The organism is Streptosporangium sp. NPDC048886, from assembly GCF_055586905.1.
Map to the genome: position 1 here is coordinate 129482 of NZ_JBVJHH010000023.1, position 26698 is coordinate 156179.

Consider the following 26698-nt stretch of genomic DNA (forward strand, 5'->3'; position numbering starts at 1 on the left):
CGGGTCCTTCCACTGTTCCGACGCTCCGCTCCAGGAGGGCGATCTCGTCATGCTCGAAACCACCTCGCCGACCACGCCAGGCGCGTTCCTCGGCTACCGCAAGGACGGCGTCACCCCGATCTACCTGATCGCCGGTGGCGCACCGGAGAACGAGAGCGGCGAAGGCCAGCCGCAGCAGGAGGAGCAGAACCCTCCTGCGCAGGCCGAGGTCACGCCGCCCGAGCCGCCGGCCGACGACACGGCGGTGAACCCCGACGCCAAGCGCGTGGACCAGCTTCCTTCGTGGGCGCAGAAGCTCATCAAGGACACCCGCGCCGAGGCGGCCGACTACCGGTCCAAGCTGAAGGACGCGCAGAAGGCCGCCGACGAGGCGACCGGACAGCAGGGGCCGTCCCCGGAAGAGGTCACAGCGCAGGCGCAGGCCGAGTTCGCGCAGAAGATCGGCAAGGCGCTGGGGCTGATCGCCGATGAGGAGAAGCCGCTCGACCCGCAGCAGGTGATCGAGAAGCTGACCTCGGAGAAGGACCAGACGGCGCAGGAGCGCGACCAGGAGAAGGAGCGGCACCGCCGCGCCCTGATCGAGCTCGCGGTCCACCGCGCCAGCCAGAAGGTGGGCGCGGACCCTGACGTCCTGCTCGACAGCAGGTCGTTCCTGAAGGCCGTCCGGGACATGGACCCGGACGCCGACGACTTCTCCACGTCGCTGACGGAGACGATCCAGACGGCGGTGGAGAACAACCCCAAGTTCAAGGCGGCCGCCCAGGCGGGGCCGCCCGCAAGGAGCGGAGGCGAGTTCACCGGCGGGCCTGGTGGGCGTCGCAGCGACTCCGAGCCCTCCATCGACGAGTTCCGCGCCAGGCGTAAGAAGCGCGCCTCGTCCTAGTCATCGATAGCGGGAGCGCTATCGGCTCTCTTAAGGAGTAAAGGCCCGAATGGCTAACACCTTCCTCACCCCGTCGATCATCGCTAAGGCCGCGCTGGCGACCCTGTACGAGACCTGCGTCATGGCCCAGCTCGTGCACCGCGACTACGAGCAGGAGTTCGTTTCCCGCGTCGGTGACACGATCAGCGTGCGCAAGCCCGCGGTGTTCACGGCGAACGAGTTCAACCGCGCGGCTGGCATCCAGATCCAGAACGCGTCCGAGGGCAGCGTGCCGATTACGCTGAACCACTTCGCGGACGTCTCCTTTGCCGTGACGGCAGAAGAGTTGACGCTCGAGATCGAGGACTTCGGGACGCAGCTGCTCAACCCCGCGATGGAGGCCATCAGCCAGAAAATCGACCGGGACGTCCTCAGCCTGCGCAACGACATCGTGCAGCGCGTCGGCAAGGCCGGCGCGCCCATCACGGGTGTGACCGGCACCGCGATCCACCCATACGACGACCCGAAGACCGCGATCGACGCCAGGCGTGTGCTGAACCAGCGCAACGTCCCGGCCGCCGACCGGAACCTCGTCGTCGGCCCGGAGATCGAGGCCAAATGGCTGTCGGACCCGCTGTTCCACCAGGCCGACACAAGGGGCGACACGGACGGTCTCAGGGAAGCGAACCTCGGCAGGCGTGTCTTCGGTTTCGACGCCTACCAGACGCAGAACATCGAGGCCCCGACCGGCACGCCTGGCGCTGGCCAGCCGAACACCGAGATCGGCGTTGCCTTTCATAGGACGGCGTTTGCACTGGTCACGCGCCCCTTGGTGCTGCCGCAGGGCGCGGCCAACGCGGCCGTCGAGTCCTACAAGGGCTTCGGCATTCGAGTGGTCATGGACTACGACATCTCGAAGAAGCAGGACATCGTGTCGGTGGACTGCCTCTACGGCGTCAAGACGCTCGACCCCGACCGCGCCGTGCTGATCCACGGGGTCGCGGCGTGAGCGGCTGGGCCCGATTCGGCAACACGATCATCCCCCTGGCCTCGGTCGTCCGGATGGAGGTCAGGGGGACGGCGGGCGCGTTCTACGTGGCGGTCATCTGCCACGACGCCAACATCACGACGTCGTACCCGGGCGTCACCTATCAGACGCCGACCGTCACGACCAAGGCGGAAGCCGACCGAACCGCTGAGCGGATCGCGTTCGGCCTCTACTGGGAGGGCGCGTGACGTTCATTTACAAGAACGCCAACACCGGCCAGGTGGTCACCGTCGCCCAGCGGGACCCCTGGCTGGACATGTTGGACAACTGGCGGATCATCAGCGGGCCCGAGTCCGCCCCCGCCGACGACGAGTCCGGTCCGGCTTCGGCCGGGCCGGACCGCCCGTCCGAGCAGGACACCAAGGCGGCGTGGGTCATCTATGCCGCCTCCCGCGGCATGCCCGAGGCCGACGCCAAGTCGCTGTCGAAGGCCGCGCTGATCGAGGAGTTTGGGGAGGACTCAGATGGCGAGGACTGACCTGGTTGTCCGGCCCATGCCGCGTACCGGCGTCGCGCTGGGCACGGGCCTGGTCGCGGCCCACGCGGACGGCAACGCCTTCGACCACACCGCGCGGCGCATGCTGCTGATCAAGAACAGCAACGGTGCGCCCGCGACGGCAACGGTGCAGATCCCCGCGACGGTCGAGGGCCAGGACGTCGTGGATCTGCCGGTCACCATCCCGGCCAACGACAGCCTGCTGCTACCGCCGTTCTCGGCGGTGTATCGACAGGCCAACGGCAAGGTATACGTCGACTACGCCGCCCCGGCCGGGCTCACGGTCGGGGTGCTCGAACAGCCGGTGTAGCCATGGGGTACGCGACCGCTGCCGATTACACGGCATATACCGGCCAGGCCGGCCCCAACGACATGGACCGGCGGCTGGAGCGCGCATCGGAGCGGATCGACGAGCTGCTGTTCGCCTCCATCTATCCGACTGACGACGAGGGCATGCCCATCAGGCCCAGAGACATCGACGCGATGAAGCGGGCGGTGTGCGCGCAGGCTGCGTGGACGTTGGCCGTAGGAGATGAGTTCGGCGTGGCGGCGGCCTTCAAATCGGTGTCGATCGGCTCGGTTCGCCTCGACCGCGGCGGCTCCAGCGACGGGCCACCGCCTCGGTACGCCCCGGATGCCTCGTCGATCCTCCAGCGGGCCGGGCTGCTGCCCGGCTACATCCTCGACGGGAGCGTGTGGTGATGCTGCCCGAGTGGCTGCTGCGGCACACCGCGACCATCGAACCGTTTCAGGGTGACGGCGCGTACGGGCCCGTGTTCGGGCCGGCGTTCGAGTCTCGCTGCTTGGTGGATGACGAGCGGCGCCTGGTACGTGACGCACAGGGCGCCGAGGTCGTCTCCGACACGACCGTCTTCTTCCCCCCGGGCACGATCTGCCCAGAGGGAAGCAGGGTCACTGTCAACGGGCGGGTCACCACCGTCATCACGTCCTTCTCCCGCGACGGCGGCGGCCTGCCGACGCCGGATCACGTTGAGGTGGTGTGCCGCTGATGGCTAGGGCCAGGTTCAACGAGAAGGTCAACACGGAGGCGCTTACCGCTGAGATCCGGCGGGCGGCCGCGCGGGGCCTGCGCACCGCCACCGAGCACGTGCTGGCGGTGTCCAACCAGCGGGTGCCGCACGATGAAGGCACGCTGGAGCGGTCGGGCGCGGCGGTCGTCGATGAGTCTGATTTGCGCGGAGTCGTCAGCTATGACACCCCGTACTCCGTGGTGCAGCACGAGAACTTGGACTACAAGCACAAGGCGGGCCGCACTGCGAAGTTCTTGGAGCTCGCGGTGCGCGAGGAGGCTGAGGTGGTCAAGCTGCTGATCGCCAAGCCGCTCCGTGAGGTGTTGAAGTGACCTGGACCCGCGACCTGCTGACCGGGTTCGCGGTCTTGCTTGGCGACGCTGGCGTGGCCACGTGGAACCCGCATGGCATCTACACCGAGGCGCAGACCGCGCTGACGATCGGTGGTCTCCCGGCCAAGCCGGACACCGCGATTGCGCTCGCGGTGTACGGCGTGGGCCAGATGGGTGATGACGTTGAGCAGTCGGACTCGGCCGTGCAGATGCAGGCCCGGTTCCGGGCGAAGACGGACCCGCGGCTCGTGGACGACCTGGCGGACGGCGTGTTCGACGCCGTGCACGGCCTGGCCAACGTGACGCTCTCGACGGGCGTGCACGTGCTGCTGGCGCGACGGACGCTGGTCGCCCCGCTCGGCCGCGACAGCTCGGGCCGGTGGGAGCGGGCCGACTCCTTCGACCTGATGTGTCACCGGCCGTCGCTGCACCGCGACCTGTGACCTGACCTGACTTTTCCCCGCCGGAAGCGGAGCTGCTTCCGGCTTTCCGGCATGCCCACATAAGGAGTGATCATGGGGCTGCGTTCCCTGCTCGCGAAGGACTGGAAGCTCGACGTCGGCACCGGTTCCGACCCGGAGAACCCGACGTGGATCCCGGTGAAGGGCCTTACGTCCTTCCAGGAGACGACCGACGACAATACCGAGGACGACGGCGACTTCGACGACGAGGAGGGGTGGGGCTCCTCCGTCGTCACCGGCCGGACATGGCAGATCGAGGCCGAGGGGCGCCGTAAGCGGACCGACGACGCGGTGTTCACGGCTGACCCGGGCCAGGAGGCCATTCGGAAGGCGGCTCGGAAGGTCGGGTTCGGCGCGAACATCCCGGTGCGGTGGTACCGCCGGGACGGTGCGCCGGACGCCTACAAGGGCGTCTGCACCGTCTCGGAGTTCACCAAGGGCGGCAGCGTGACGGACCTGGAGCCGTTCAACTTCACGCTCCTCGGCCAGGGCGCTCCCATCGAGATCCCCAACCCGGTGGCGGGGTAGCCGGTGGCGACTTTCGAGGACCTCGACGACTTTTTCGACGACTCGCTTCGTCTCCCGGTGGGTGGCAAATGGTACGTCATTCCCGCCCCAGACGCCGAGGTCGGCATGCTGTGCCAGCGGCTCATGCAGGCCAGCTTGGCGGCCGAGCAGGGCGAGCCGGTAGACGACCCGAAGCTGAACGAGCTGGCCGCCGTCGTGCTGAACGACGACGAGGAAACCGATCTGTACCAGCGCATCCTCGGGCCCGTGCTCGACGAACTGCGCGCAGACGGGGTGACCTGGCCGAAGATCCAGCACGTCGGTTCGACGGCGCTGGTGTGGGTCGCGGCAGGTAAGGACGCCGCCGCGAAGATCTGGGAGTCCGGCGCGGGGGAAGCCCAGGCCCCGAATCGGGCGACTCGCCGGGCGACAGCCGCGGCGGCGAGATCGACCCGGTCTCGGGGATCCGCGACTACTACGACGACGACGGCCTCTCGGTCTCGAAAGGCCGCACCGTCTCGTGGCAAGACATCCTGACGCGCTGGGCACTCGTCGAGGCCGACCTGCACGAGGTGTACGGCATCGACCTCGGCGAGCCCGGTGTGCTGCGCACCAGGTCGTGGCGGTGGCTGCGGACGCGATTGCACGGGCTGCTGACGTGTGACTCGCGTCTGACCCGCGCCCTGGATCCGGGCGACAAGCCGTGAAGTTCCTGCTTCTCGACCGGTTCCGCATTGCCCGGCTTCACCCCACCCCAGACCTCAGGAGGTGAAACCCGGTGGCGCTGAACGTGGGCGAACTGTTTGCCACCATCGATGTGAAGGACCGGGGCACAAGCACGGTGCGCCGGTTCATGACCTTCATGCGGGACTCCGCGAAGAAGCTCAACATCGACGTCGGCGGCCTGGCCAAAAGCGCCGGTTCGATGGGGGCGAAGTTCACCGCCACGGCGCTTCAGACGTCGTCGTTGGCGGCCTCGATGGCGACGGCCGCGCAGGGTGCAGTCAGTCTCGGTGCGGCGCTGGCCCCGGCCGGCGGCATCGTCGCTGCTCTGCCCGGTGTGATCGCGCTCGGCGCTGGCGCTATGGCGACGCTCAAGCTGGCCCTGGTGGGGGTCGGTGACGCCTTCAAGTCGGCCCTAGGCGATGACCCGAAGAAATTCGAGGAGTCACTGAAGGGGCTGTCCCCAGCGGCGCAGGCCGCAGCGCGGGAACTGCGCGCGGTGAAGCCTGCCCTGGACGGGCTCAAGAGCACTGTCCAGGACGCCTTTTTCGTACCACTGGTAGGCCAGATCACGGCCGTGACGAGTGCCCTCGTGGGGCCGCTCCGTGCCGGGATGTCCGGGGTCGCATCCGACTTCGGTAACGCGGCCGTGCAGGTTACGCAGTTCCTGTCCTCGGCGCAGACCGCCTCAGCGGTGAACTCGGTCTTCGGGTCGCTGCGGTCGGCGGTCGCCGCGATCCAGCCGGCCATCCAGCCGGTGCTGGCGGGGTTCCGCGACCTCGCCGTGGTGGGTGCGCAGTTCTCGTCCGGGCTCGTGCCGGGCATCGCCTCAGCGGCGGCTCGGTTTGGTGAGTTCCTGTCGGCCGCAGCCAACTCGGGGCGGGCCCTGTCGTGGATGCAGTCCGCGATGGAGGTGTTCCGTCAGCTCGGCTCGATTGCGGGCAGCGTGGGCGGCATCCTCAAGGGCGTTTTCCAGGCGATGCGGACCAGCGGGTCGGACGCGCTCGGCGTGCTCGGCCAGCTTCTCGGCAAGGTCAGCGAGTTCGTCAACTCGGCGCAGGGCCAGCGGATACTCGTGACGATCTTCCAGTCGTTGTCGCAGGTCGGGCAGAGTTTGTTCCCGATCTTCGTGGCGCTGGGTGGTGCGGTGGCGCAGATCGCGCCGCACATCGGCAACATCGCGACGGCCCTCGGGCCGGGGCTGGCCGCAGCGGTGTCCGCGCTCGGGCCAGCTCTGGCCGCGCTTGGACCTGGTCTGATTTTGGTCGCGACCATGCTTTCCAAGGCGTTCGCCTCCCCGGAGATGCAGGCCGGGCTGCTGGCGCTCGGTCAGGGACTGTCGGCGGCGTTGGCGGCGGTTGCTCCGCTTCTGCCGATCGTCGGTCAGCTCGCCGGGATCTTGGGTCAGGTCCTCGGGATCGCCCTGCAGAATCTCTCGGCCGTGCTGGGTCCAGTGATCACGGCGTTGGCTGACGCGCTGCGACCTGCGCTCGCGTCCGTTTCGTCCGCTCTTGCCCAGCTCGGGCCGGTTATGCAGCCGGTCTATGCCGCCTTTGGTCAGATCGCGGGTGCGGTCGTGCAGCAGCTCCTGCCGCCGCTGTTGAATCTGATCCCGAGCTTGCTCGATGGGCTGGTTCCTGCCTTTGTGTCACTAACTGAGGCTGTGCTACCTGTTCTTCCAATTTTGACCGATTTGGCGGTCATGGTCATCCAGCAGGTCCTCCCTGCCTTGATTCCCATCCTGCCCATGCTGGTCAAGATCGGCGTCGGGTTCGCCCAGCTCGGCGTCGAGGTGGCCGGGGTCGTCGCCAAGATCAAGCCGGTGATCGATCAGGCGGTCGGGATCTTCCGCTGGATGTATAACGTCTTGGTCGGAAACAGCATCATTCCGGACATGGTCAACGGCATCGGCCGATGGATCGGCACAATCCTGGTCGGCTTCTTCCGCGACCTGGGAGGCAAGATCACTTCGGCAGTCAGCAACCTCGGCCCCACGATGATGGGCATCGGCCGAAACATCGTGACCGGCATCTGGTCCGGCATCCAGTCGATGGCCAGCACCTTCTACAACCAGATCAACAACTTCTTCTCCGGCATCGTCAACTCGGTGAAGTCCAGCCTCGGCATCAAGAGCCCGTCGCGGGTCTTCGCCACCATCGGCCGCTTCATGATGCAGGGCATGTCGATTGGTCTCGACAAGGGCGCCGGGCTCGTCGTCGCCTCGCTGAACAAGGTGACCTCACTCGCGGCGAAAACCACGATGCCGGACCTGTCGATGCCAGGCGTGACCGTCCCGGACGGGCTCGGCGGCGGCCGCGCCATCTCCCGGACAGTAGTCCACGTGACCAACCACTACCCGCAGGCCGAACCCACGTCGGTGACCGTGAACCGCGGGCTCCAGTACGTGGGCGCGATTGGGGTGATCTGAGGTGCCGAGCTACTCGCTCGACGGAGTCCCGCTCGACCATCCGGCCGGCTGCTGGAGGCTCAAGAAGGGGACCCAGCGCAGGCCGCTGCCCGGCGCGCGGGCCGTGAAGGTCGCCGTGCCGGGCCGGCATGGTGACATCCCGGTCGTCGGGCTCGATCTGGAGGCCACCACGTTCGGCCTGTCCTTCAAGGTCAGCTCGGCCACCCCTTCGGGGACGGACGGCGGCTACGAGCAGATGGAGCGCAACTTGGAGGCCCTGGCCGCCCTCCTCGGGACGCGGCACCGGCTGATGAGGCTGCGGTACGAGGCGGGGGCGATCGTCCGAGTTGCCGACATCACAATCACCAGCAACACCGAACCGGAGATCAACACCGGGGCCGCGACCGCCCGGATCACGGCCGTAGTCGAGGTGCCGGGCGTGCTGTGGCGCGACGAGGCCGAATCCACTTGGTCGGGCGCACCCAACCAGCTCGCTCAGCCAGTGACGACGCTCGCGGGCGCGACCGGGCCCATCGTGGACGCGCTGCTGCGCTTCACCGGCCCGGCCGTGCAACCGTCGATTGGGGACGTCGCCACGGGCGGGTGGGTGCTACGCCCGGGTGGTCTGCTGGCGGGGGAGCGGCTGCTGATCGACTGCGGCCGTATGCAGGCCGCGAAGGTGACGACGGACACGTGGGATCTGGCCGCCGGAACGGACGTGACCGGGGAGATCGATGCGATCGGTCCCGGCTCGCAATGCCGGTGGCTGCACCTGACGCCGGCCGTCGCGGTGGGTGACCCGTTCTCTCGCGCGGTGCTGGTGTCCAGCGCGGCAACCTCGACCACCGAGGTATCCAGGCTGGAGATACGGGCTCGACGATCCTATCTGTGAGGGCGCCCCCTTGCCCCGTGATGCTCATTTCCATGGTGCTGGCCATTGCAGCCACTGACCGAGTCCGGCGTATGTGCCGATGATCGCGACCAGGAACGCTAGGATCCAGCCGATCACCACCCAGGCCCGGCGGGTCGGAGGGTCCGCGGGGGCCGATCTGGGCATGTTGTTGATGGTGCCCCCGCTGCCCTGGTTCAAGTTCACAGTCGAACCCGTGTTAGCAGTGACCGTGACCATTCCTGGGATCGCGGAAGCCAGCGCCTGATTTGTCTCAGCGGTGGACGGTGTTTCCTGGCCGCTGGGCATATGGGCCCTAAGTTCGCTGATGAAAACTGTAAGCGCTGTTCGGATGCGGCTTACTACACCGGCGACAGAGACCGGTTCCAACTGCAAGTGGATGCTGCCGATGCGCTGATTGCTTGGAAAACTTCCAGTTTCCCATCCATGCTTTGTCAGGAGTTGTGCCAGGTCATCGAAGTGAGGACGGATGACTGCCAAGGACTTTTCTTGACTGGCAAAAGTTTCCAGTTCGCTGATGGATTCCGTGAGATGGACTTCTTCTTTTACATACTCGCGGATATTCTCTGGAAGCTGCTGGGGGCTCATTCGCTGCGACATCGGATTGTAGCCGCCTAGGTTGACGTGCGTAAGGTAGAGGGATGCGCTGACTATCCTGTAGGCGGGTACTTTTTCCGTGGACGTGTAACCGTTCAGTTCGCTTTGGGCCCAGTTGCGGAGCTCCGAAGAGCCCGAATGCCCGCTCAGGGCGACGCACTTGAGGAGCACGTCGGAAAGCGGCACGCTGCGATCGAGGACGTCACGCTCGATCTGCGTAAGCAGCGAGTTGTCCCGGGAGTTTGAGGAAGTCTTCGTTGACACCCCTTTAGTGTCCCCCTACGACCCCTGGGTTCTTGCCACCAACCCAAGCGAGCGGGTGAATGGAGGGACACGTGTACGACCTCCGTCTGGTGGTATTCGCCCCGAATGGCCCTCGGCAAGGTGTTCTGCCGCATCCGCTGTCGGTCGAGGTGGCCTGGCCGTTGAACGATGTGCCGTCGCTCAAGCTGGCCTACACCACCACAGCGGTCGGCGCTGACCTGCTTGACCAGCCGTGCGAGATCGCCGTCCAGTGGAGCGTGGACGGCAACGTGTGGACCGAAGCCCCCGACTCTCGGTTCCTGCGTATCAAGCGCCGCGGCGACGACTCCAACCCCACCGGCCTGGCCCGGTTCGAGTTGCCGGGCTTCGTGTGGATGCTTCGCAAGATCGTGCTCTACCCCGGGCCTGCCCCCTTGGTGGACGGCAAGCGGGCGTTCCTCAGCGCGACCGCTGGGGCGATCCTGCAGACGTTCATTACGGAGGCCAAGGCGCCGGGACGCGAAGCGGCACTCGGCCTGAACTGGGACTTCACGCCGACGAGCGACAGCGCAGGCCACCCCTGGGACAAGGTCATCAACATCTACTACCAGCCCGGCATGGACGCGCTGACGGCGCTGCAAAATCTGGCCGAGCAGGGCGTGTGCGACTTCCGCATGTCCGACCGCACCCTACAGGTGTTCAACCCCGACACGCTGAACGACGATCTGGCGACCGGGGCCGCCCCGGTGGACCTGCGGTATGGCCGCGATATCGCAGAGGCGCCGGACGACGGGACCTTGGAGGACCTGGCGTCATCGGTGCTGCTCGTCGGAGACAACGGGCTGATCAAGACGTTCACCAACCCCGCCGCGGCGCAGCCATGGGGACGGTGGGAGCAGTACGTCGGCGCGGGCGGTATCTCCGACGAGGGGACTGCGACGATCCTCGCCCAGTCCGCGCTCGAGCGCGCCGGGGGCGAGCGGGTGCAGCGGACGCGGGGCATCGTCCTGTACGGCGCACGCTGGTTGCCGCTGAAGGACTACCAGCCCGGTGACCGGGTGCTTGCGCCGAGGGCCGGCGGGACTCTGGAGTCACTGCGGGTCCGGCAGGTGACGTTGGCGCGCAGCTCGACGGGCGTGCTCGGCGGGTCGCTGGTGCTGCATGACCGGTTCCTGGAGCGGGACATCCGGCTGGCCAGGCGGACGGCCGGGATCGTCGGCGGTTCGACGTCGGACGGGGGGTCAGGGGCGCAACCGAGCCCGGAAGCGCCCGAGCCGCGCACGCCAGCGGCCCCGGACGGGCTGATCGTGAACCCACTCCCGTACATCGACGAACACGGCCTGCCGCACGGGCAGGTGACGGTCTCGTGGGGCGCGGTCACCTCTGACGTCGGCGGGGTCGCGTTGGCCGTGGGCGGCTACGAGCTGTTCATGCGGATCAACGAGACCGGCGCGCCGTGGTTCTTCGTTACCTCGACCCTGGCTGGCGACACCACGGCGACGTACTCGCCGCTCGTCATCGGAGAGTCGTACGTCTTCAAGGTCCGGGCGGTCAACCTCGGCAAGATCGGGCCGTTCTCGTCCGAGGTGGCGGTGACGATCTCCGCCGACGACGAAGCGCCGCCGGTGCCGACCGCGCCGCAGCTCTCCACGCGGCTCGGCGTGGTCCGGGTCACGTGGAACGGCCTTGGCGTCGGCTCGGTGCCGATGCCGTCCGACTTCCTGCACGTCCGGGTGTGGATGCAGAACCCGCTCGTGCCCGGCTGGTCAGAGATCGGCGTCCTGGGCGAGGCCGGGGCGATCCTCGTGCCGAACCTGCCGTACGGCTCCGACAGGCAGTTCCGGTTCACGTCCATCGACAGGTCCGGCAATGAGTCGGCCCCATCCACCTCGGCAACGATCGCCGCGGTGCAGCTCGTGACCGGCGACGCCGCCAACGGGTCGATCACGACGGGCACGCTGGCGGCCAACGCGGTCACCGCCGACAAGCTGGCCGTAGGCGCTGTCCAGGCCGAGCACATCACGGCCGGAGCGGTGGTGGCCGACAAGCTCGCGGCCGTGCTGACGCTCTCCACACGGGTCATCGCGGGCAGCGCTTCGGGCGCGCGAGTGGAGCTCAACTCGACCGGTCTGGTGGCGTTCAACGGCTCGGGCCAGCAGACCGCCAGCATCTCGGCGGCCACCGGCGCGGTCAGCATCGTGGGGCAACTCGCGTCCGGGGTGACCGGGGCGCGGGTCGTGGTCAACCCAGCCGGAGCGCCGAACCCTGAGATTCGCTTCATCCCCGGCAGCGGGACCAACCAGTCGCGCATCTACAGCGACGGCTCTCGCTTCACAGGCGAGGCGACGCTGGTCATGGAATCGGGCACGAACCAGGCGAGCACTGCGATATGCCGCCTCACCCACGCGGCCGGCTTCTGGCAGGCGGCGATCCTGAACCCGTCGAACGGTGAACAGCGCGGCGGCTTCATGTCGGCGGTGGAGACTCAGGCGTCGGTCGGGTGGATGCACCCGACTCAGCAGGATCAGTATCTCGTGTTCGACCCGTCCGGGACGTTCCACCGAGGTACGTGGCAGCTCGGAGGGGCCGATTCGGGGCTGATCATGCTGTCGCTGTCGGTGTCGAAGGGCACCACCTACTACCAGGTGGTGATGGGTTACACCTTCCCGACGACGCCGAAGGTCGTGTTCACGGCCGAGCAGACCACGGCCATGCAACTGTTCTCCCGGACGGCCAGCGACCTCTTCTTCTTCGACCCGTCCGGGGGCTCTGCCGCCCGGACGTTCCACATCTGGGCTTGGAGGTGACGTCATGCCGGACGAGTGGCAGGTCACAGAGGTGATCGACACGGCCGACGAGTCAGGGCAGATCGAGGCCTGGGAGGTCACGCTGACCCGACCGGCCGATGGCGTGACGCTCGCGATGTTCCTGCCGAAGGTGGCGATCGAATCCACCGCCGTGGCGTGCGGGCTGACCTCGACGGCTGAGGTGATCGACGTGCTGATGCACCGCGCCGTCCACCCGATCTACGAGCCGAACCTACCCGAGAGCAATCCCTGGCAGATGTCGGGGGAGGAAGCCCGCGCCGTCGTGCTAGAGCGGGTCGAGCGGTGCAAGCGGGACCACGCGACGGTCGCGACGGCCGTGCCGAAGGCGCGTACGGCGGCCGCGCGGAAGGCCGCCGACGTGCTCGCACCTCTGCGGTCGCACGTCCGGGTCGACCCGGTGAAGGCCGCGGCCGTGCGACTGGAGCAGCAGCGGGCGCTCCTGCAGGCGGGCGCGTGATGCAGGACCTGGTGGTCGAGCCCGCGCGGATCATCGCCGTGCTGCGCCGCCGTATCGAGGAGCTGACGTACGAGACTGCCGTGCTGTCGGCGGCAGTGGACCAGCAGCGCGAGGAGATCAACGAACTGAGGGGGACGAGCGGTGCAGGTGATCATCCCAGGTGAGCCCGCGAAGTTCGCGCTACGGCTGGTGGCGTACGCGCCTAATGGGCTGCGGCTAGGGGTTCTGCCTCAGCACAGTGGGTTCGAGCTGGGAGACCCGCTGAACGACGTGCCCAGCCTCAAGGTGACCTACCCGGACGGCGGGCTGAACGCGGGCCTCATCGCCGGGCATTGCGAGGTCGCGGTGGAGTACGCGGTGAACAGTGGCGCGTGGGTCGAACCGCCGAACGCGCGGTTTCTCCGCATCAAGCGAAGCGGGGACAGTACGGACCGCGCCGGTTCTCGGTCGTACGACCTGCCTGGTTGGGCGTGGATGCTGCGCAAGGTCGTGCTGTACCCCAACAGCGCGATGGTGGACGGCAAGCGGCCGTTCAACGCGGTGTCGCCAGGCGAGATTCTGGCGACGTTCATTCAGGAGGGGAAGGCGCGCGGCGCGCTGACGCACCTGGGGTTCAACTTCTCACTCTCGCAAGACAGCGATAGGAAGACGTGGGCGAAGACGCTGACACTCGCGATCGAGCCGGGCAAGGACCTGCTCAGCGTCCTGATCAATTTAAGTGAACAGGGTGTGATCGACTGGCGGATGCAGGGTCGCCTCCTGCACGTCTTCAACCCGGACACGGTGCTCGGCCGGGACCGGGCATCCGGGCCAACGCCGGTTGATCTGCGGTTTGGCCGTGACGTCACCGAAGCTCCGGACACGGGGACGCTGGAGGACGCCGTGTCGGCCATCCTGATCGGTGGCGAGGCAGGCCTGTCGGTGGAGGTGACCAACTCGGCCGCTGTCGCGCCGTGGGGCAGGTGGGAGACCTATCAGTCGCAGAGCGGTGTCTCGGATGAGGGTACGGCGAGACTGCTGGGTCAGAACGCCCTGGATCGAGTCGCCCGCGAGCGGGTGCAGGTCACCCGCGGTCTGATGTTCGACCTCGCGCGCTGGCTGCCGTTCGAGCACTACCAGCCGGGGGACTACCTGCTCGCGCCGGGCGACGGCGGGGCGATGGAGTCGCTTCGTCTGCGGCAGATCACACTGTCGGTGGACAAGGACGGCCAGGTTGGCGGCAACGTCGTCTTGAACGATCGCTTCCTGGAGCGGGAGATCCGTCTGGCTCGGCAGGCCGCCGGGATCCTCGACGGTGGGGTGTCGTCGGGTGGTTCGGGCGGCGAGCCTGCCCCGGAGACGAACAACCGGACCCCGGCCGCACCGCTGGGCCTCATCGTCGGGCCGGCCGCGTACCTTGATGAGCACGGGTACGCACGTGGGCAGGCCACGGTGAGGTGGAACGCGGTCGCGCAGGACATCAACGGCGTCGCACTCGGCATCGATGGATACGAGGTGTACGCCCGGCGCAACCAGGCGGGTGAGCTGTGGCTGCTGGTCGCGCAGACCGCGTCCGGCGACACCACGGCGACGGTCTCGCCGCTGGTTGTCGGCTGGGAGTACGCGTGGAAGGTCCGCGCCACCTCGGCCGGAATCAAGGGCGTCTTCTCCGACCAGGTGGTGAAGCTGATCCCCGATGACGCGACACCACCTCCAGTGCCGGCCACGCCGCAGCTTTCGACGCGGCTGGGCGTGATCCACGTCGCGTGGGACGGGCTCGGCGTCGGCGGGGTGGCGATGCCAGCCGACTTCGCGCGGCTGCGCATCTGGATGGACGACCCGCTCACGCCGGAGGCCGCGGCCGAGGTGGGCTATCTCGATGCTGCGGGGTCGATCGTTGTGCCTGACCAGCCGTACGGCGCGGACCGCACGTTCTGGTTCACGGCGGTTGACCGGTCGGGAAACGAGTCGGCGGTTTCGGCCTCGGCGACGATCGCGACGGTGCCGCTGGTGGACACGGACGTGATCGGCGCGGTGATCGACGGAGCCGAGCACATCATCGACGGCACGATCCCGGCCGATGCGAAGGTCACCGCAGGGACGATCACGGGCCGTCTGATTCAGGCGCTCTCGGTCCAGGCTGGGCATATTCAGGCCAACGCCATCGAGGCTGACAAGATCGCCGCTGGGGCGATCAAGGCGGGCCATATCGCGGCGAACGCGATCGAGGCTGACAAGATCGCCGCGAACGCCATCACCGCGAACAAAATCGCCGCAGACGCGATCACGGGCAAGACCATCACGGGATCCGTGGTCCGATCGGCCGCGACCGGGCAGCGGTTCGTGCTCGACTCCTCCACGCTTGATCTGCGGTTCTACCCGGCTGGAAATACCAACTACTCGCGGTTCTACGCGCTGGACAACATCTATCCCGGCCAAACGACCACGTTCATCACCTCGGGTACTAACCAGTCAGGGACCGCTCGCGCCGAGCTCCAGGTCGCCGCTGATCTGATTCGGCTACGGATCCGCGACAGCTCAGGGTCCGGCAGCAACGGCGGCGGCCTCGACATCGCCGAGAGCTACGGCCGCTACGGCTACAGCGACGGGTTCGCCAGCACCGAAACGTACATCTACACCAACAGCTCCGGACGGTTTTACCTGCGGGGCCGGGTGTGGGACACCAACACCGCCGACCCGTACGACGCCGTGCATGCCGGGTCGGGCACGGTGCCGCCGGACTACGGCGGCGTGACGATCCACTATGGGCCGTCCATGGCGTCCAACATGGGGCCCGTCGCCGTCGTCCGCGACGGCGCCGTGCGAGCGAACTTCTATTGGTGTGAGGACCTCAGTAACCAGACCGATTTCTCCCTCGCCTGGTCGGAAGGCGGCGGTGTGTTCTCGGGCAAAGGCTTCTACTGGTGGGCTCACCGCCATTAACGATCATCAAAGGAGATGCCCGCGTGGCCGACACCTGGACCATATGGGATGCCGAGCTTGGCTACTCGACGACCAGCCTGCTACAAGCCGGGGGAGAGCAGTCTGGCCGACATGCCGACCACGACGGGGCCGAGCCGATGTGGGGCATCAGCCGCGTGCGGCCGGACGGTGTCGCGCACATGCACATCATCCCGCACTCGACGTGGGAGTGGCGGTGCGCCGAGTACGGCATCTCACCCGACGACATGGACACGCTGCTGGACGTCGTGCTGCATGAGCCGTGGATCCCGTCGCCGGACGACGCTATGGCCCGCTTCCAACCGGGCGCGTCTGAGGTGCTGCGCGTTACCCACGGCCTGCCGACGTGCTGGACGCCTGGCGTGCCGGACGTCGACCGGCTGGCGGCGCATCTGGCCCGCGTCGAGGCCGTCAAGACCTACCGAGTGCGCATGGTGGCCGAGGATCAGCAGCTGCGACAGGACGTGATGACCTACGTTGGACTCGACGCCGTCGCGCCGGAGGATCCGCTGGAGCCGGTCAAAACGCTGACGCGGCTGGATCCCGCGCGTGTGGAGGCCCGCCGCCGGGCGGTGGAGTGGCACCGCAGCGAGCGGTCCGCGCCGACCACACCCTCCTTCGACGTCAAGCCGCCCGCGACGTGGATGGGCCGCAAGCCGTGGGGAGTCACCGCGTGACCGGGAACACAGCACTGGACGTGTTCGTGATCGCGGGGATGATCGCGGGAGGGCTGACCCTGCTGGGCCTGCTCAGCAAGGGCGGCGCCTGGCTATGGAGGACGTTCGGCGCGCTGAAGAACTTCTTAGACGACTGGCAGGGAGAATCCGAACGGCCCGGGGTCCCAGCGCGGCCCGGTATCGCCGCGCGGATCGCTCAGATCGAGGACGAGCTGCGGCCGAACCACGGCTCGTCGCTGCGGGACGCGGTGAACCGCACCGAATCCGGCGTGCGCCGGGTGGAGGACACACTGGCCGCGCACCTGACGGAGCACCGCCTGGCGGCCGCGCAGCAGCGGGTCGTCATCAACACCACGGCGGTGCATACCGAGGGCCCTCGTGACCACGAGGATTCCGACGACAACACAAAGGGGGAGAGCTGATGCCATGGCTGACGCAGCTCGCCGACGTTGCCCGCCGTACGGGCTTCCCAGTGACGGAGGTGGGCGGATGGAAGTCCCGCGGGCATGGGCCACAGCCCTCGGTTGAGGGCGTGGTGTGCCATCACACCGCAGGCTGGAATGACCGACATGTGGTGGTGAACGGCCGGCCGGGGCTGGACGGGCCGTTGTCGCACATCTGGCTCCAGCACACCGGCCGGATCTGGGTCGTGGCGGCCGGGCGGTGCTGGCACAACGCACCGAGCCTGAGCGCGCACCACACCAACTCGGCGAGCCTCGGGATCGAGGCGGAGAACGACGGCCGCACGCCATGGCCGACCGTGCAGCTCGATGCCTACCACGCGCTGTGCGCGGAGCTGTGCCGGGAGTTCGGGCTGAGTGCGGCGCGGGTGGTCGGCCATAAGGAGGTCAACTCTCAGAAGCCCGACCCGCACAGCCTCAGCATGTCCACCTTCCGGGCCACCGTCGCCAGGTGCGTGACGAACCCCGGAACAATCCCCAATCAGCAGCAGGAGGAAGACGTGCCCGAGGTCATCAGTCTGGGTGCCGGTGAGGACCAGGACGTCCCGGCTGGCGGCGAGCTGGCGGTGCGCTGGCATACCGAGTACACCGACGACCCGAAGGGCCACGGCGAGGACGGTGTCGCGGTCCTGGCCAGCGCGAGCCGCTGGTGCATCGCGGACGGCCTGGTGAAGGTCCGCGGCCTGCGGCCGGGCCAGGAGGTGGACATCGCCTGGTCGCGTTACTCGCGGGATGGCAAGACCTGGACGGATGACGCCTGGAGGCTGACGGCGCATGCCGACGCCAACGGCCGCGTCGAGGAGTCCGTGGGCGGTCAGTTCGCGCTCAACACTCACAACCAGTTGCGTCTGCGGGTGATCAACTCGCGTGAGGACGTCGCCACGGGGGTCGTCGAGAAGGTCTCGATGGCCAAGATCAGCATGTTTCATCGCCGATAGCGGTTCCGCTATCGGTACAACGAAGGAGGGCATCCATGTCTGTTCCCAGCCCTGAGACGAGCCTGAAGCCGACCATCGGCCGGATCGTCCACTACAAGCTGTCCGGCCACGACGTGTCCATGATCGACTTGCACAACATGCAGTCGTACGGCGGGCAGGGCGTCGTGCGCTCGCCCATCAAGCTCGGCGAGGTCTACCCAGCGGTGGTGGTCCGCACGTTCGAGGGCGCCGAGACGACCGTGAACCTCCAGGTGCTCCTGGACGGCAACACGACGTACTGGGCGACGTCCCGCTCGCAGGGGCCGGACCACGGCCAGTGGTCGTGGCCGCCCCGCACCTGACCCTCGTCAACCTTCCCGCCACCACGGCGGACGTCCCGAAGGAGAGACATGAACGCTCACGCTGACCCCCGGCCCACCTACCCTGCGCCGGTCGAGACCAAGGTCAAGGCGATGACCCTGACCAGCTACCTGGCCGGTGTCGCCGGTATGACCGTTCTGCAGGCCGTCGCCGACAACCCGTCGATGATCGCGTTCCTCCCCGACTGGGTGGAGGCGATCGTCCTGCCGCTGGTGCCGACCGGCCTGGCGGCGCTGGCCGGCTACAAGGCGCGGCACACCCCGCGGCCGGACCTGCCGGTGAAACAGCGGTAACCCACCGCCACCAAGAAACCGATCGCGGCTGAACTTGAAGTTCCTCTGCTCATCTCCCAGGGAGACTTCCGTTCTATGGTCGTCGCAACACCTCGCCTCAGGGGATGCGATGGACTTCGAGATCCGGGAGGGCCGCGCCCTTAGGGACGCAAGAAGAAGTCTCGGCCGCCGACGCGTCGTGCGTCGACGGCCGAGGCTTTTTCGCGCTATGCGGCTGAAGATCGGGTGTGTGGGGAGTGCCGAGGGTGAGGAGGCCGCAGGATGCGAGCGTCAGCCGTGCAAGTGCGGCGTCCCGATCAAGGTGAGCTAAGGCCGCTTCGAGGGCGCGTAGTTCGGGGTCCATGCTGCTCATGGTGGCCAAGCCGGTTGATCGTCCGCAGGTAGATGCCTTGACTTCTTCTCCATGTAAAGGGGATCCTGCTCTTATTTCATGCACGTTGCGTAGTCGATGCGTCGTTTGACCGGTATGGGCAGAGAAACGCATGGTCGTGATCCTGGAAAAGCCGTCTATTAATGTGCCACAAGAAACATAAGTACACAAAAGTGATTAATCGGACATTTTTAACTTAAAGTATTAATGTGTATTTTTAGTGCTTATCCTCCGATTGAGTGCCGAACGTTATCGCGATGTCGCAAACATGATCGCCAAACCATTACGCTTTTAAGCCAAGCCCGTTACCCTGTATCTCTCCCAACAGGACAAATGCAGCGGAGGCGGCGAGTGACGGACCGCGTCATCGACAACCCGATCATCAACTCGCCCTACCATGCGCCGACCAAACACTTCACGTTCGACAACAACGGAATCACCGGCGATATCGCCGAAGGCCGGCGTCCCAGCGCCCACTTCATCCCCGTGCCGAAGGCCCGCAAAGGCAGCGTTCAAGCTGAACTGGACCTACCCGAGCTGGGCTTGACCGCTGACCAGATCGAGCCCAACCACTTCATCAACTCCATCCGAACCCGGGTGGAGCGCTGGCGGGTAAGGCGCTACCCGCACGTCACGCCGACCACGCGTCGGCTGCTGGAGTTTTGGAGCGATCCCGAGCGGGACAATCCCATCTTGTTTTGCCAGCGCGAAGCGGTCGAAACGGCCGTCTACCTCGCCGAGGCCGTCAACAAGGACGGCGACTCCTCCATCCCGAACAAGCTCACTGAGATCAACGCCGAATACAACGACAGCCTGAACCGGGTGGCCCTCAAGATGGCGACCGGCTCCGGGAAGACCGTCGTGATGGCGATGCTCATCGCGTGGCAGACCCTCAACAAGGTCGAGTACCCCAACGACAAGCGATTCGCCAAACGCTTCCTGATCGTCGCTCCCGGCATCACCATCCGCGACCGGCTCCGGGTCCTGCTTCCCGAAGACGACGGCAACTACTACCGGATGCGTGACCTCGTCCCGGCCGAGCTGTACGGCGCTCTCCGCCAGGCGAAGATCTCAATCACCAACTTCCACGCCTTCCAGCGCAGGGAGACCAAGCTCGGCCGGGGAGTAGCCAAGACCACGAAAGAAGTGCTGACGGGGAAGGTAGGCGGGCCGAGCCCGTTCCTGGAGACCATCGGCCAGATGGTCAACCGGATCGTCGGCGACCTGGGTGGCACTTCAGAGATCGTCGTGCTCAACGACGAAGCCCACCACTGCTACCGAGATCGGATCGCGGACCCTGAGGAGGGCGCCGACGAGACCCTGAAGGGCGAAGCGAAGCAGGAGGCCGAGGGCCGTAACGAGGAGGCACGCGTCTGGTTTCGCGGTTTGCAGGCGATCAAGGCCAAGCTCGGCATCAAGACCGTCTATGACCTGTCTGCCACCCCGTTCTTCCTAGGCGGCTCCGGCCACAAGGAAGGCACCCTTTTCCCTTGGGTGGTCAGCGACTTCTCGTTAATCGATGCCATTGAGTCGGGCATCGTCAAGATCCCCCGCGTACCGGTGAACGACAACGCCACAACGAGCGACGTCACCTACCTGAACCTCTGGAAGAACATCCGCGATGGGCTGCCCAAAAAGGGTCGGAGCAAGGACGTTGGCGTCTCGGCCGACCACCTGCCTCCGGCGTTGGAAGGCGCGCTGCACAGCCTCTACGACTCCTACAAGAAGTCGTACGAGGACTGGAACGGCTCCCAGGCGGCCAAGCACGGCGATCCGCCGCCGGTCTTCATCGTGGTGTGCAACAACACCACCGTGTCCAAGATGGTCTTCGACTGGATCAGCGGCTGGGACCGGCAGCTCGCCGAGGACACCACGATCGCGGTCCCCGGCAAGTTGGAGCTGTTTTCCAACGTTGATGAGCACGGCCGGTGGCTGCACCGGCCGCCAACCATCCTGGTCGACTCCAAGCAGTTCGAGTCTGGCGAGCTGACTCCTGAGTTCCGCAGGGCTCTCGGTCACGAGATCGAGGAGTTCAAACAGGAGTACATCCGCCGTTTCCCCGGCCGCAGCGCCGACAAGGTGGACGACGCGATGATCCTGCGCGAGGTGATGAACACTGTCGGCAAGAAGGACACCCTCGGCGAGCACGTCCGCTGCGTGGTCAGTGTCTCAATGCTCACCGAAGGCTGGGACGCCAACACCGTCACCCACATCCTCGGCGTCCGAGCGTTCGGCACTCAGCTTCTGTGTGAGCAGGTCGTGGGGCGGGGCTTGCGCCGCCGTTCCTACGCTGTGGACGAGAACGGTTTCTTCACCCCTGAGTACGCCGATGTGTACGGCGTGCCCTTCCAGTTCATTCCCACGGTCGGCAAGACCAGGGACCCGGTAGTCAAACCGAGCCGCCGAGTGCATGCCGCTGATGACCGGGCTCATGCCGAAATCACTTTCCCGCGGCTGGCTGGCTACCGGATCGAACTACCCGATGAAGCGCTGGTCCCTGTGTTCAGCTCGGAGAGTCGGATGACGCTCAGTACCGATCTCATCCCTACGCTCACTGAGGTCTCCGGCGTCGTCGGCGTGGGCCGCACCGACTTGCTGGAAGAACTGCGCAGTAAGCGGGAGCAGGAGATCGCCTTCCAGCTCGCTCACCAGGTCACCGACATGTATCTCGCTGACCCAGAAGACCGTAAGCCTTGGCTTTTCCCGCAGGTGCTCTACATCACCAAGCGGTGGCTCGCCGAATGCGTGGACGTCTCCGGCGACGCGTTCAAGGGGATGCTCACTCTCTCCGAACTGGCTGACCAGGCAGCCCGCCGGATCAAGGACTCGATCGTTACCCAGCGGGAGAACCGGCGGCCCGAGTCTCTGCCAATCTTCCGCCCGTTCGACCACATCGGCTCCACTACGGAGGTGAACTTCTTCACCACCAAGGCGGTCTACCCCACCGCAGAGGAGAAGAGCCACGTCAACTTCGTCGTGCTCGACGGGCCGGATGGCAACACCTGGGAGGAGAAGGTCTCCCGGATCCTGGAGGCGCTGCCCCAAGTTGCCGCCTACGTCAAGAACGACCATCTCGGCTTCACCATCCCGTACACGATCGGCGGCCGGACCCGCCAGTACCTGCCGGACTTCCTAGTACGGCTCGCACCTCCGGAGCCGGGCGACGGCCTCACCTACACGCTCATCGTGGAGGTGTCCGGAAGCCACAAACCGGCTGACCCGACGTGGGAGAAAGCCCGCACTGCGAAGCACCACTGGGTGCCGGCGGTAAACAACCACGGCGGCTTCGGCCGGTGGAGTTACTGCGAGTTGAAGAACCCCACCACGTTCCGCTCCGAACTAGAGGCCGCGATCCAGGCCCTGTATGGCGGAACGGGATTGAGCGCCCAAATCGGGCCGCTGTGGGATGCCGAAGAGTCTTTGCTGATCAACGCTGGAGAGGGAGCGTAAGGATGCCGCTGAAGAAGTCCAGGGTCACCCCAGTCGGGTCACTCAAGCACGAGGACAAGCGGGTCAACATCCCCACAGCCGACTCCCACGACCTCCTTGATGAGGAGGCAGCCGAGCCGTCGCGGCTGCTTTACCCGCGCAACCCTGACCTCGACCCGCAGTTCGTCTGGAAGGGTAAGGACGAACAGGACTCCCAGGACCTGGTCGTTGATGCGCCGCCGATCTACATCCAGGAGAAGATCGACCCTCGCGTCCTCATCGAGAACCTGCGTCGTACGGCGGAGCGCCCTGAGGAGGAGCCGGAGCTCACACTTTTCGACACTTTCGACGGCCTCGACGGCATGGAGCTGATCGAGTTCTACAAGCACGAAGCCAACTGGTCTAACCGGATGATCCTCGGTGACTCACTCCAGGTCATGGGCTCACTCACCGCGAAGGAAAACCTCCGCGGCAAGGTCCAGATGATCTACATTGACCCACCTTATGGCATCAAATTCGGGTCTAACTTCCAGCTCTCCACCCGTAAGAACAAGGTCGCGGACGGCAAGCTTGAGGACGTCACCCGTGAAGTCGAGCAGATCAAGGCATTTCGCGACACCTGGGAATTAGGCACCCATTCCTATCTTTCCTACATCCGTGATCGTCTGATCGTATCCCGCGACCTTCTTACCGATTCCGGTAGTATTTTCATCCAAATCGGGGATGAGAATGTTCACCGCGTTCGATCTTTGCTTGATGAGGTGTTCGGAGAAGAAAACTTCTGCTCCCTTATTACCTTCAAGACAACATCGGGGGCGGGTAGTTTTGCAGGAGGAACAAACGTTCTCGCGGCCGTCAACAGCTACATCATTTGGTACGCAAAAGATATTTCTCAGGTGAAGTATCGGGCCTTGTTCCGGACTAAGGAGGCTGGCGGGCAAGGCGGGGGTCAATACACGTGGGCAGAATCTCTGGATGGAAGTCGCCGCAGTATCACCATATCCCGACCCGCCGAGGGGGGCGACAAAGTTTTTCAGGCGGACAATATGACCTCACAGACTACTCGTGTTGGTCAAACTACAGTTTTTCCTGTCGAAGTGCAAGGAAAAGCCTATCTGCCAAATAAGGGTGGCTGGAAAACTAACCAGACAGGAATGCGGCGTCTTATCTGGGCCGACCGCCTTATGGGAATTGGTAAAACCCTTCGCTATGTTCGATATCTTGACGACTTTCCCGCATTTCCCTATACGAACCTCTGGGAAGATACGGTCACTTCAGGTTTTGCCGACCCGAAGGTCTATGTCGTTCAAACGAATACAAGGGTCATTGAGCGTTGCATGCTCATGACAACTGATCCTGGGGATCTCGTGCTGGATCCAACGTGCGGATCAGGAACAACTTCTTACGTAGCTGAACAGTGGGCGCGACGATGGATCACAATTGACACATCTCGAGTCGCCCTAGCCCTGGCGCGGCAGCGAGTCATGAGCGCTCAGTACCCATTCTATCTGCTGGCAGATTCCAAAGAGGGTCAGCTTCAAGAGGTTAAGATCGCTGGCCAGGCGCCCCCAAGCGGCAGTTTCAAGGGAGACGTTCGTAAGGGTTTCGTATACAAACGCGTACCTCACATCGGACTTAAATCGATCGCAAACAACCCAGACATTAAAGAAGGAATGACTCGCGAGCAAATCGATGCAGCGATTGCTCGACACGCGGAGCAGGAGATCCTTTACGACCAGCCTTATGACGACAAGAAGAAGATCCGAGTTTCCGGGCCATTCACCGTAGAAAGTCTAGCGCCGCATAAGACGATCGCTACGACCGTTCAAACCGGGACCGAGCAGGCCGCAGTTGAAGAGGACTCCTCCAACTTCGAGCGGTCGATCCTCGGCAACTTGGAGAAGGCTGGGGTGCAGAACGGCCGGAAGAATGAGCGGCTGGAGTTTGAGTCGCTCACTCCGTACGCCGGTGAACTGATTCATGCCGAGGGGATCCGCAAGAACGGCGAGGAGGGCACGCCGCAGCGGATCGGGGTTAGCATCGGCCCGCAGTACGGCACGGTGGACCCGAACTGGATCCGGCGGGCTGCCCGTGAGGCAATCACAGGGATGGGCTTCGATCTGCTGATCATCTGCGCGTTTGCGTTCGACCCGCAGGCGGTGAAGACGACTGAGGAGTTCAAGCCGAACGCTGAGGACTTCGCCTCCGTGCAGGAGGAGCGCAAGTTTGGCAGGCTCCCGATTCTGCTGGTCCGGATGAACTCCGATTTGGTGATGGCGGATGTGTTGAAGAAGACCGGCGCTGGCAACCTGTTCACGGTCTTCGGTGAGCCGGATATCGACATCCAGAGGACGGCTGAAGGCGTCGTGGTGGAGATTCGGGGCATTGATGTCTACGACCCGACCCAGGGCACGATCCGCTCGAACGGTACGAACGAGATCGCCCTCTGGATGATCGACACCGACTATGACGGTGAGTCGTTCTTTGTTCGGCACTGCTACTTCAGCGGCGGTCATGATCCGTACAAGCGGCTCAAGCAGGCCCTTAAGGCGGACATCAATGAAGATGCCTGGGCGACGCTCTACAGCATCCGTTCACAGCCGTTCCGGTCTCCGAGTACCGGGAAGATCGCCGTTAAGGTAATCAACCATTACGGTGATGAGGTTCTCCAGGTCTACGACGTGGTTTAGGCCCTGACGACTGCGAAAGCGCCCCGTTCCTTCCCATCGTGGAAGGAACGGGGCGCTCTTTTGCGTTCTCTGACTCAGCTCACCCTAGCCAGAAGGTCGCGAGCGACCACTGCCGGGCACCGCTCGTGGATCCGTCGTGCGGCACGAGCTCGGTCGGCGCGATGTATCCCTGGCCGGGTTCCAGGCGGATGCGCAGGCATCGCAGGGGGTGCCCGTCAGCGACGTATTGACGCACGTCGTCGGTGTGCGGGCAGTGCTGCTCCTGGTCCCGGCCGAGTGCTCTGCAGATCTCCAGGATGTCCCGGTCGCCGACCAGGAGGTAGCGGGTTCCCGGCCCGAAGTTGATGCACAGCCGGCGGTGACTATCCTGCCGGACCGGGTACGGCAGCCGATCCCAATTGTCTACGTGCAGTCCGATCTTGCGGCTGATCGTCGTGTCCTCGGTGGAGGTGAGCAGCCCGGCCAGGCTGCATATGGAGGCGTGCCGCCTGCGTGGCCAGCGGCCACCTAGCGGGTCGAGAGCGGCCGCCGCGTCCACGCGGGCTTGGAGATCGTCGGAAGCAAAGACCGGCAAATCCTGGCTAACCAGGTCGATCACCATGCTGGGTGGGGTGGCAGCGTCAGGCCGGAGACGGTCGGCTTCCGCGCTGCTGAGGGGTATCCAGTCCCCCTGGGGGACGACGGCCACACCGTCGTCATAGCTCGGCGCGTCGCCCGCCTGCCTGACGTGCCCGATCTCGATACGCCCCTGGATGTCGCTGAACTGGTCGAACCGCAGCCGTACGCCCATGTCTCCGCCTTCTTGATTGCCGAGGCCCTAATCGAAGGTGATCTCCTGCTCGGCCGCGAACGCCTGGGCGAGGCCCTGAAGCTGCGACCGATCGATGATGATCTTCTTGAGTACGCTCACGCCGCGCAGGCCGGACAGGTCGTTGCCGCGCAGGTCGCAGTCGCGATATGCGCCGCCGTCGAACTGCGTCAAGTGCAGGTCGCAGCCATCGAACGCCACGTCGCTCAGGTCAGACCCGCTGAAACGCGCTTCTCGCAGCGAGCAGTCGGTGAAGATCGCCGACCCTACGGCGCGGAGCTGTGTGAAGGCTGCATAGTCCAGCTTGCACCGCTCGAAGACCACGTCGTCGAGCGTGACGCTCTCCCACACGGCACCGAGCAGCTTGCAGTCGGTGAAGGTGACGCGGGAGAGCTTGCCGCCCTCCCAGCGGACGCCGGCCAGGTCACAGCCGGAGAACTCCACCGAGTGCAGGCGCAGGTCCTCCAGACGGGCCCGCTGGGTGATGAGGCCAGTGATGCGTCCGTCCATGAGCTGGGTCCCCGACAGGGGCAGCTCACGCAGCTGGGCGTCGGCGTATCGGAAGTCGCGCAGCGTGCCGTGCTCGCCTTCCAGCGAATCGACCTCGCCCAGGTCGGCGTCATCCAGGTCGGGCAGCGTAACGCTCGTCTGGCGTACGGTGCGTGTCTCCATTGCCCTGCCTTCCATATCGGTCCCGTCGTGGGGGGGGGGGGCCCCCCCCCCCCCCCCCCAAAAAAAAAATAATATTTTTGAAAATTTTAAAAGAAGGGGCGTTTTTGTATAAAGCCAAAATTTAAGTTTTAAAAAAAGGGGTTTTTTTTATAAATTTA

General features: G+C 65.5%; 28 protein-coding genes. 25 read left to right on the top strand and 3 right to left on the bottom strand.

Annotated elements, in window-relative coordinates:
* Positions 1–49 precede the first annotated feature (49 nt).
* From ACZ6R6_RS27765 to ACZ6R6_RS27830, 14 genes are all read left to right on the top strand, one after another.
* Complete coding sequence (locus ACZ6R6_RS27765; protein ID WP_470098090.1) at positions 50–883, top strand: DUF7239 family protein; 834 nt, start codon at positions 50–52, stop codon at positions 881–883.
* Positions 884–932: 49 nt separating this feature from the next.
* Complete coding sequence (locus ACZ6R6_RS27770) at positions 933–1871, top strand: major capsid protein (RefSeq protein ID WP_470098092.1); 939 nt, start codon at positions 933–935, stop codon at positions 1869–1871.
* Entirely contained in the window at positions 1868–2098 is a 231-nt protein-coding gene (locus ACZ6R6_RS27775; RefSeq protein WP_470098094.1) for a hypothetical protein, read from the top strand. The genes ACZ6R6_RS27770 and ACZ6R6_RS27775 overlap by 4 nt, the downstream gene beginning before the upstream one ends.
* Complete coding sequence (locus tag ACZ6R6_RS27780; RefSeq protein ID WP_470098096.1) at positions 2095–2388, top strand: hypothetical protein; 294 nt, start codon at positions 2095–2097, stop codon at positions 2386–2388. The genes ACZ6R6_RS27775 and ACZ6R6_RS27780 overlap by 4 nt, the downstream gene beginning before the upstream one ends.
* Positions 2375–2716, top strand: a complete 342-nt coding sequence (locus tag ACZ6R6_RS27785) for a hypothetical protein (protein ID WP_470098098.1) — start codon at positions 2375–2377, stop codon at positions 2714–2716. Before ACZ6R6_RS27780 ends, ACZ6R6_RS27785 begins: the two co-directional genes overlap by 14 nt.
* A 2-nt stretch (positions 2717–2718) precedes the next feature.
* Entirely contained in the window at positions 2719–3108 is a 390-nt protein-coding gene (locus ACZ6R6_RS27790) for a hypothetical protein (protein ID WP_470098100.1), read from the top strand.
* Positions 3105–3416 carry a hypothetical protein gene (locus ACZ6R6_RS27795; RefSeq protein WP_470098102.1) on the top strand — a complete coding sequence of 104 codons (312 nt, stop codon included), beginning with the start codon at positions 3105–3107 and terminating at the stop codon, positions 3414–3416. Before ACZ6R6_RS27790 ends, ACZ6R6_RS27795 begins: the two co-directional genes overlap by 4 nt.
* Positions 3416–3769 (top strand): hypothetical protein, encoded by a 354-nt coding sequence (locus ACZ6R6_RS27800; protein WP_470098104.1) that lies wholly within the window; start codon positions 3416–3418, stop codon positions 3767–3769. The genes ACZ6R6_RS27795 and ACZ6R6_RS27800 overlap by 1 nt, the downstream gene beginning before the upstream one ends.
* Positions 3766–4212 carry a minor capsid protein gene (locus ACZ6R6_RS27805; RefSeq protein ID WP_470098106.1) on the top strand — a complete coding sequence of 149 codons (447 nt, stop codon included), beginning with the start codon at positions 3766–3768 and terminating at the stop codon, positions 4210–4212. Before ACZ6R6_RS27800 ends, ACZ6R6_RS27805 begins: the two co-directional genes overlap by 4 nt.
* Before the next feature lie 72 nt (positions 4213–4284).
* The gene (locus ACZ6R6_RS27810) at positions 4285–4758 is read left to right on the top strand and encodes a phage tail tube protein (protein ID WP_470098108.1); all 474 of its coding nucleotides are present in this window, start codon (positions 4285–4287) and stop codon (positions 4756–4758) included.
* 3 nt (positions 4759–4761) lie between these two features.
* Positions 4762–5274 carry a DUF7426 family protein gene (locus ACZ6R6_RS27815; protein ID WP_386439706.1) on the top strand — a complete coding sequence of 171 codons (513 nt, stop codon included), beginning with the start codon at positions 4762–4764 and terminating at the stop codon, positions 5272–5274.
* 35 nt (positions 5275–5309) lie between these two features.
* The gene (locus tag ACZ6R6_RS27820; protein ID WP_470098110.1) at positions 5310–5444 is read left to right on the top strand and encodes a hypothetical protein; all 135 of its coding nucleotides are present in this window, start codon (positions 5310–5312) and stop codon (positions 5442–5444) included.
* 71 nt (positions 5445–5515) lie between these two features.
* The gene (locus tag ACZ6R6_RS27825) at positions 5516–7888 is read left to right on the top strand and encodes a phage tail protein (RefSeq protein WP_470098112.1); all 2373 of its coding nucleotides are present in this window, start codon (positions 5516–5518) and stop codon (positions 7886–7888) included.
* Between the two features lies 1 nt (position 7889).
* On the top strand, positions 7890–8759 hold the full coding sequence (locus tag ACZ6R6_RS27830) for a hypothetical protein (protein ID WP_470098114.1): 870 nt from the start codon (positions 7890–7892) through the stop codon (positions 8757–8759).
* A 24-nt stretch (positions 8760–8783) separates the two neighbouring features.
* Here the strand turns inward: ACZ6R6_RS27830 and ACZ6R6_RS27835 are convergent, their stop codons facing one another.
* On the bottom strand, positions 8784–9638 hold the full coding sequence (locus tag ACZ6R6_RS27835) for an AbiTii domain-containing protein (RefSeq protein ID WP_470098116.1): 855 nt from the start codon (positions 9636–9638) through the stop codon (positions 8784–8786).
* A 71-nt stretch (positions 9639–9709) separates the two neighbouring features.
* Here ACZ6R6_RS27835 and ACZ6R6_RS27840 point away from each other — a divergent pair, with 71 nt between their 5' ends.
* The 11 genes from ACZ6R6_RS27840 to ACZ6R6_RS27890 all read left to right on the top strand — a co-directional run bounded on the left by ACZ6R6_RS27840 (position 9710) and on the right by ACZ6R6_RS27890 (position 25060).
* A complete protein-coding gene (locus tag ACZ6R6_RS27840) occupies positions 9710–12424 on the top strand; it encodes a phage tail protein (RefSeq protein ID WP_470098118.1) in 2715 nt (904 codons plus the stop codon).
* 4 nt (positions 12425–12428) lie between these two features.
* Positions 12429–12902 carry a hypothetical protein gene (locus ACZ6R6_RS27845; protein WP_470098120.1) on the top strand — a complete coding sequence of 158 codons (474 nt, stop codon included), beginning with the start codon at positions 12429–12431 and terminating at the stop codon, positions 12900–12902.
* Entirely contained in the window at positions 12899–13066 is a 168-nt protein-coding gene (locus tag ACZ6R6_RS27850; protein ID WP_470098122.1) for a hypothetical protein, read from the top strand. The genes ACZ6R6_RS27845 and ACZ6R6_RS27850 overlap by 4 nt, the downstream gene beginning before the upstream one ends.
* Entirely contained in the window at positions 13044–15824 is a 2781-nt protein-coding gene (locus ACZ6R6_RS27855; protein ID WP_470098124.1) for a phage tail protein, read from the top strand. Before ACZ6R6_RS27850 ends, ACZ6R6_RS27855 begins: the two co-directional genes overlap by 23 nt.
* Positions 15825–15847: 23 nt before the next feature.
* Positions 15848–16519, top strand: a complete 672-nt coding sequence (locus tag ACZ6R6_RS27860; RefSeq protein ID WP_470098126.1) for a hypothetical protein — start codon at positions 15848–15850, stop codon at positions 16517–16519.
* A 20-nt stretch (positions 16520–16539) separates the two neighbouring features.
* Positions 16540–16941, top strand: coding sequence for a hypothetical protein (locus ACZ6R6_RS27865; RefSeq protein WP_470098128.1), 402 nt, complete (start codon positions 16540–16542; stop codon positions 16939–16941).
* Positions 16941–17918: a peptidoglycan recognition protein family protein gene (locus ACZ6R6_RS27870; RefSeq protein WP_470098130.1), complete on the top strand. Its 978-nt coding sequence runs from the start codon at positions 16941–16943 to the stop codon at positions 17916–17918. The genes ACZ6R6_RS27865 and ACZ6R6_RS27870 overlap by 1 nt, the downstream gene beginning before the upstream one ends.
* A gap of 35 nt (positions 17919–17953) precedes the next feature.
* Positions 17954–18259, top strand: a complete 306-nt coding sequence (locus ACZ6R6_RS27875; protein ID WP_470098132.1) for a hypothetical protein — start codon at positions 17954–17956, stop codon at positions 18257–18259.
* A 48-nt stretch (positions 18260–18307) separates the two neighbouring features.
* The gene (locus tag ACZ6R6_RS27880; RefSeq protein WP_470098134.1) at positions 18308–18571 is read left to right on the top strand and encodes a hypothetical protein; all 264 of its coding nucleotides are present in this window, start codon (positions 18308–18310) and stop codon (positions 18569–18571) included.
* Positions 18572–19292: 721 nt separating this feature from the next.
* Positions 19293–22391, top strand: a complete 3099-nt coding sequence (locus ACZ6R6_RS27885) for a BPTD_3080 family restriction endonuclease (RefSeq protein WP_470098136.1) — start codon at positions 19293–19295, stop codon at positions 22389–22391.
* A gap of 2 nt (positions 22392–22393) precedes the next feature.
* A complete protein-coding gene (locus tag ACZ6R6_RS27890; RefSeq protein ID WP_470098138.1) occupies positions 22394–25060 on the top strand; it encodes a site-specific DNA-methyltransferase in 2667 nt (888 codons plus the stop codon).
* Between the two features lie 79 nt (positions 25061–25139).
* Here the strand turns inward: ACZ6R6_RS27890 and ACZ6R6_RS27895 are convergent, their stop codons facing one another.
* On the bottom strand, positions 25140–25850 hold the full coding sequence (locus tag ACZ6R6_RS27895; RefSeq protein ID WP_470098140.1) for a hypothetical protein: 711 nt from the start codon (positions 25848–25850) through the stop codon (positions 25140–25142).
* A gap of 27 nt (positions 25851–25877) precedes the next feature.
* Positions 25878–26540 (bottom strand): pentapeptide repeat-containing protein, encoded by a 663-nt coding sequence (locus ACZ6R6_RS27900; RefSeq protein WP_470098142.1) that lies wholly within the window; start codon positions 26538–26540, stop codon positions 25878–25880.
* Positions 26541–26698 lie beyond the last annotated feature (158 nt).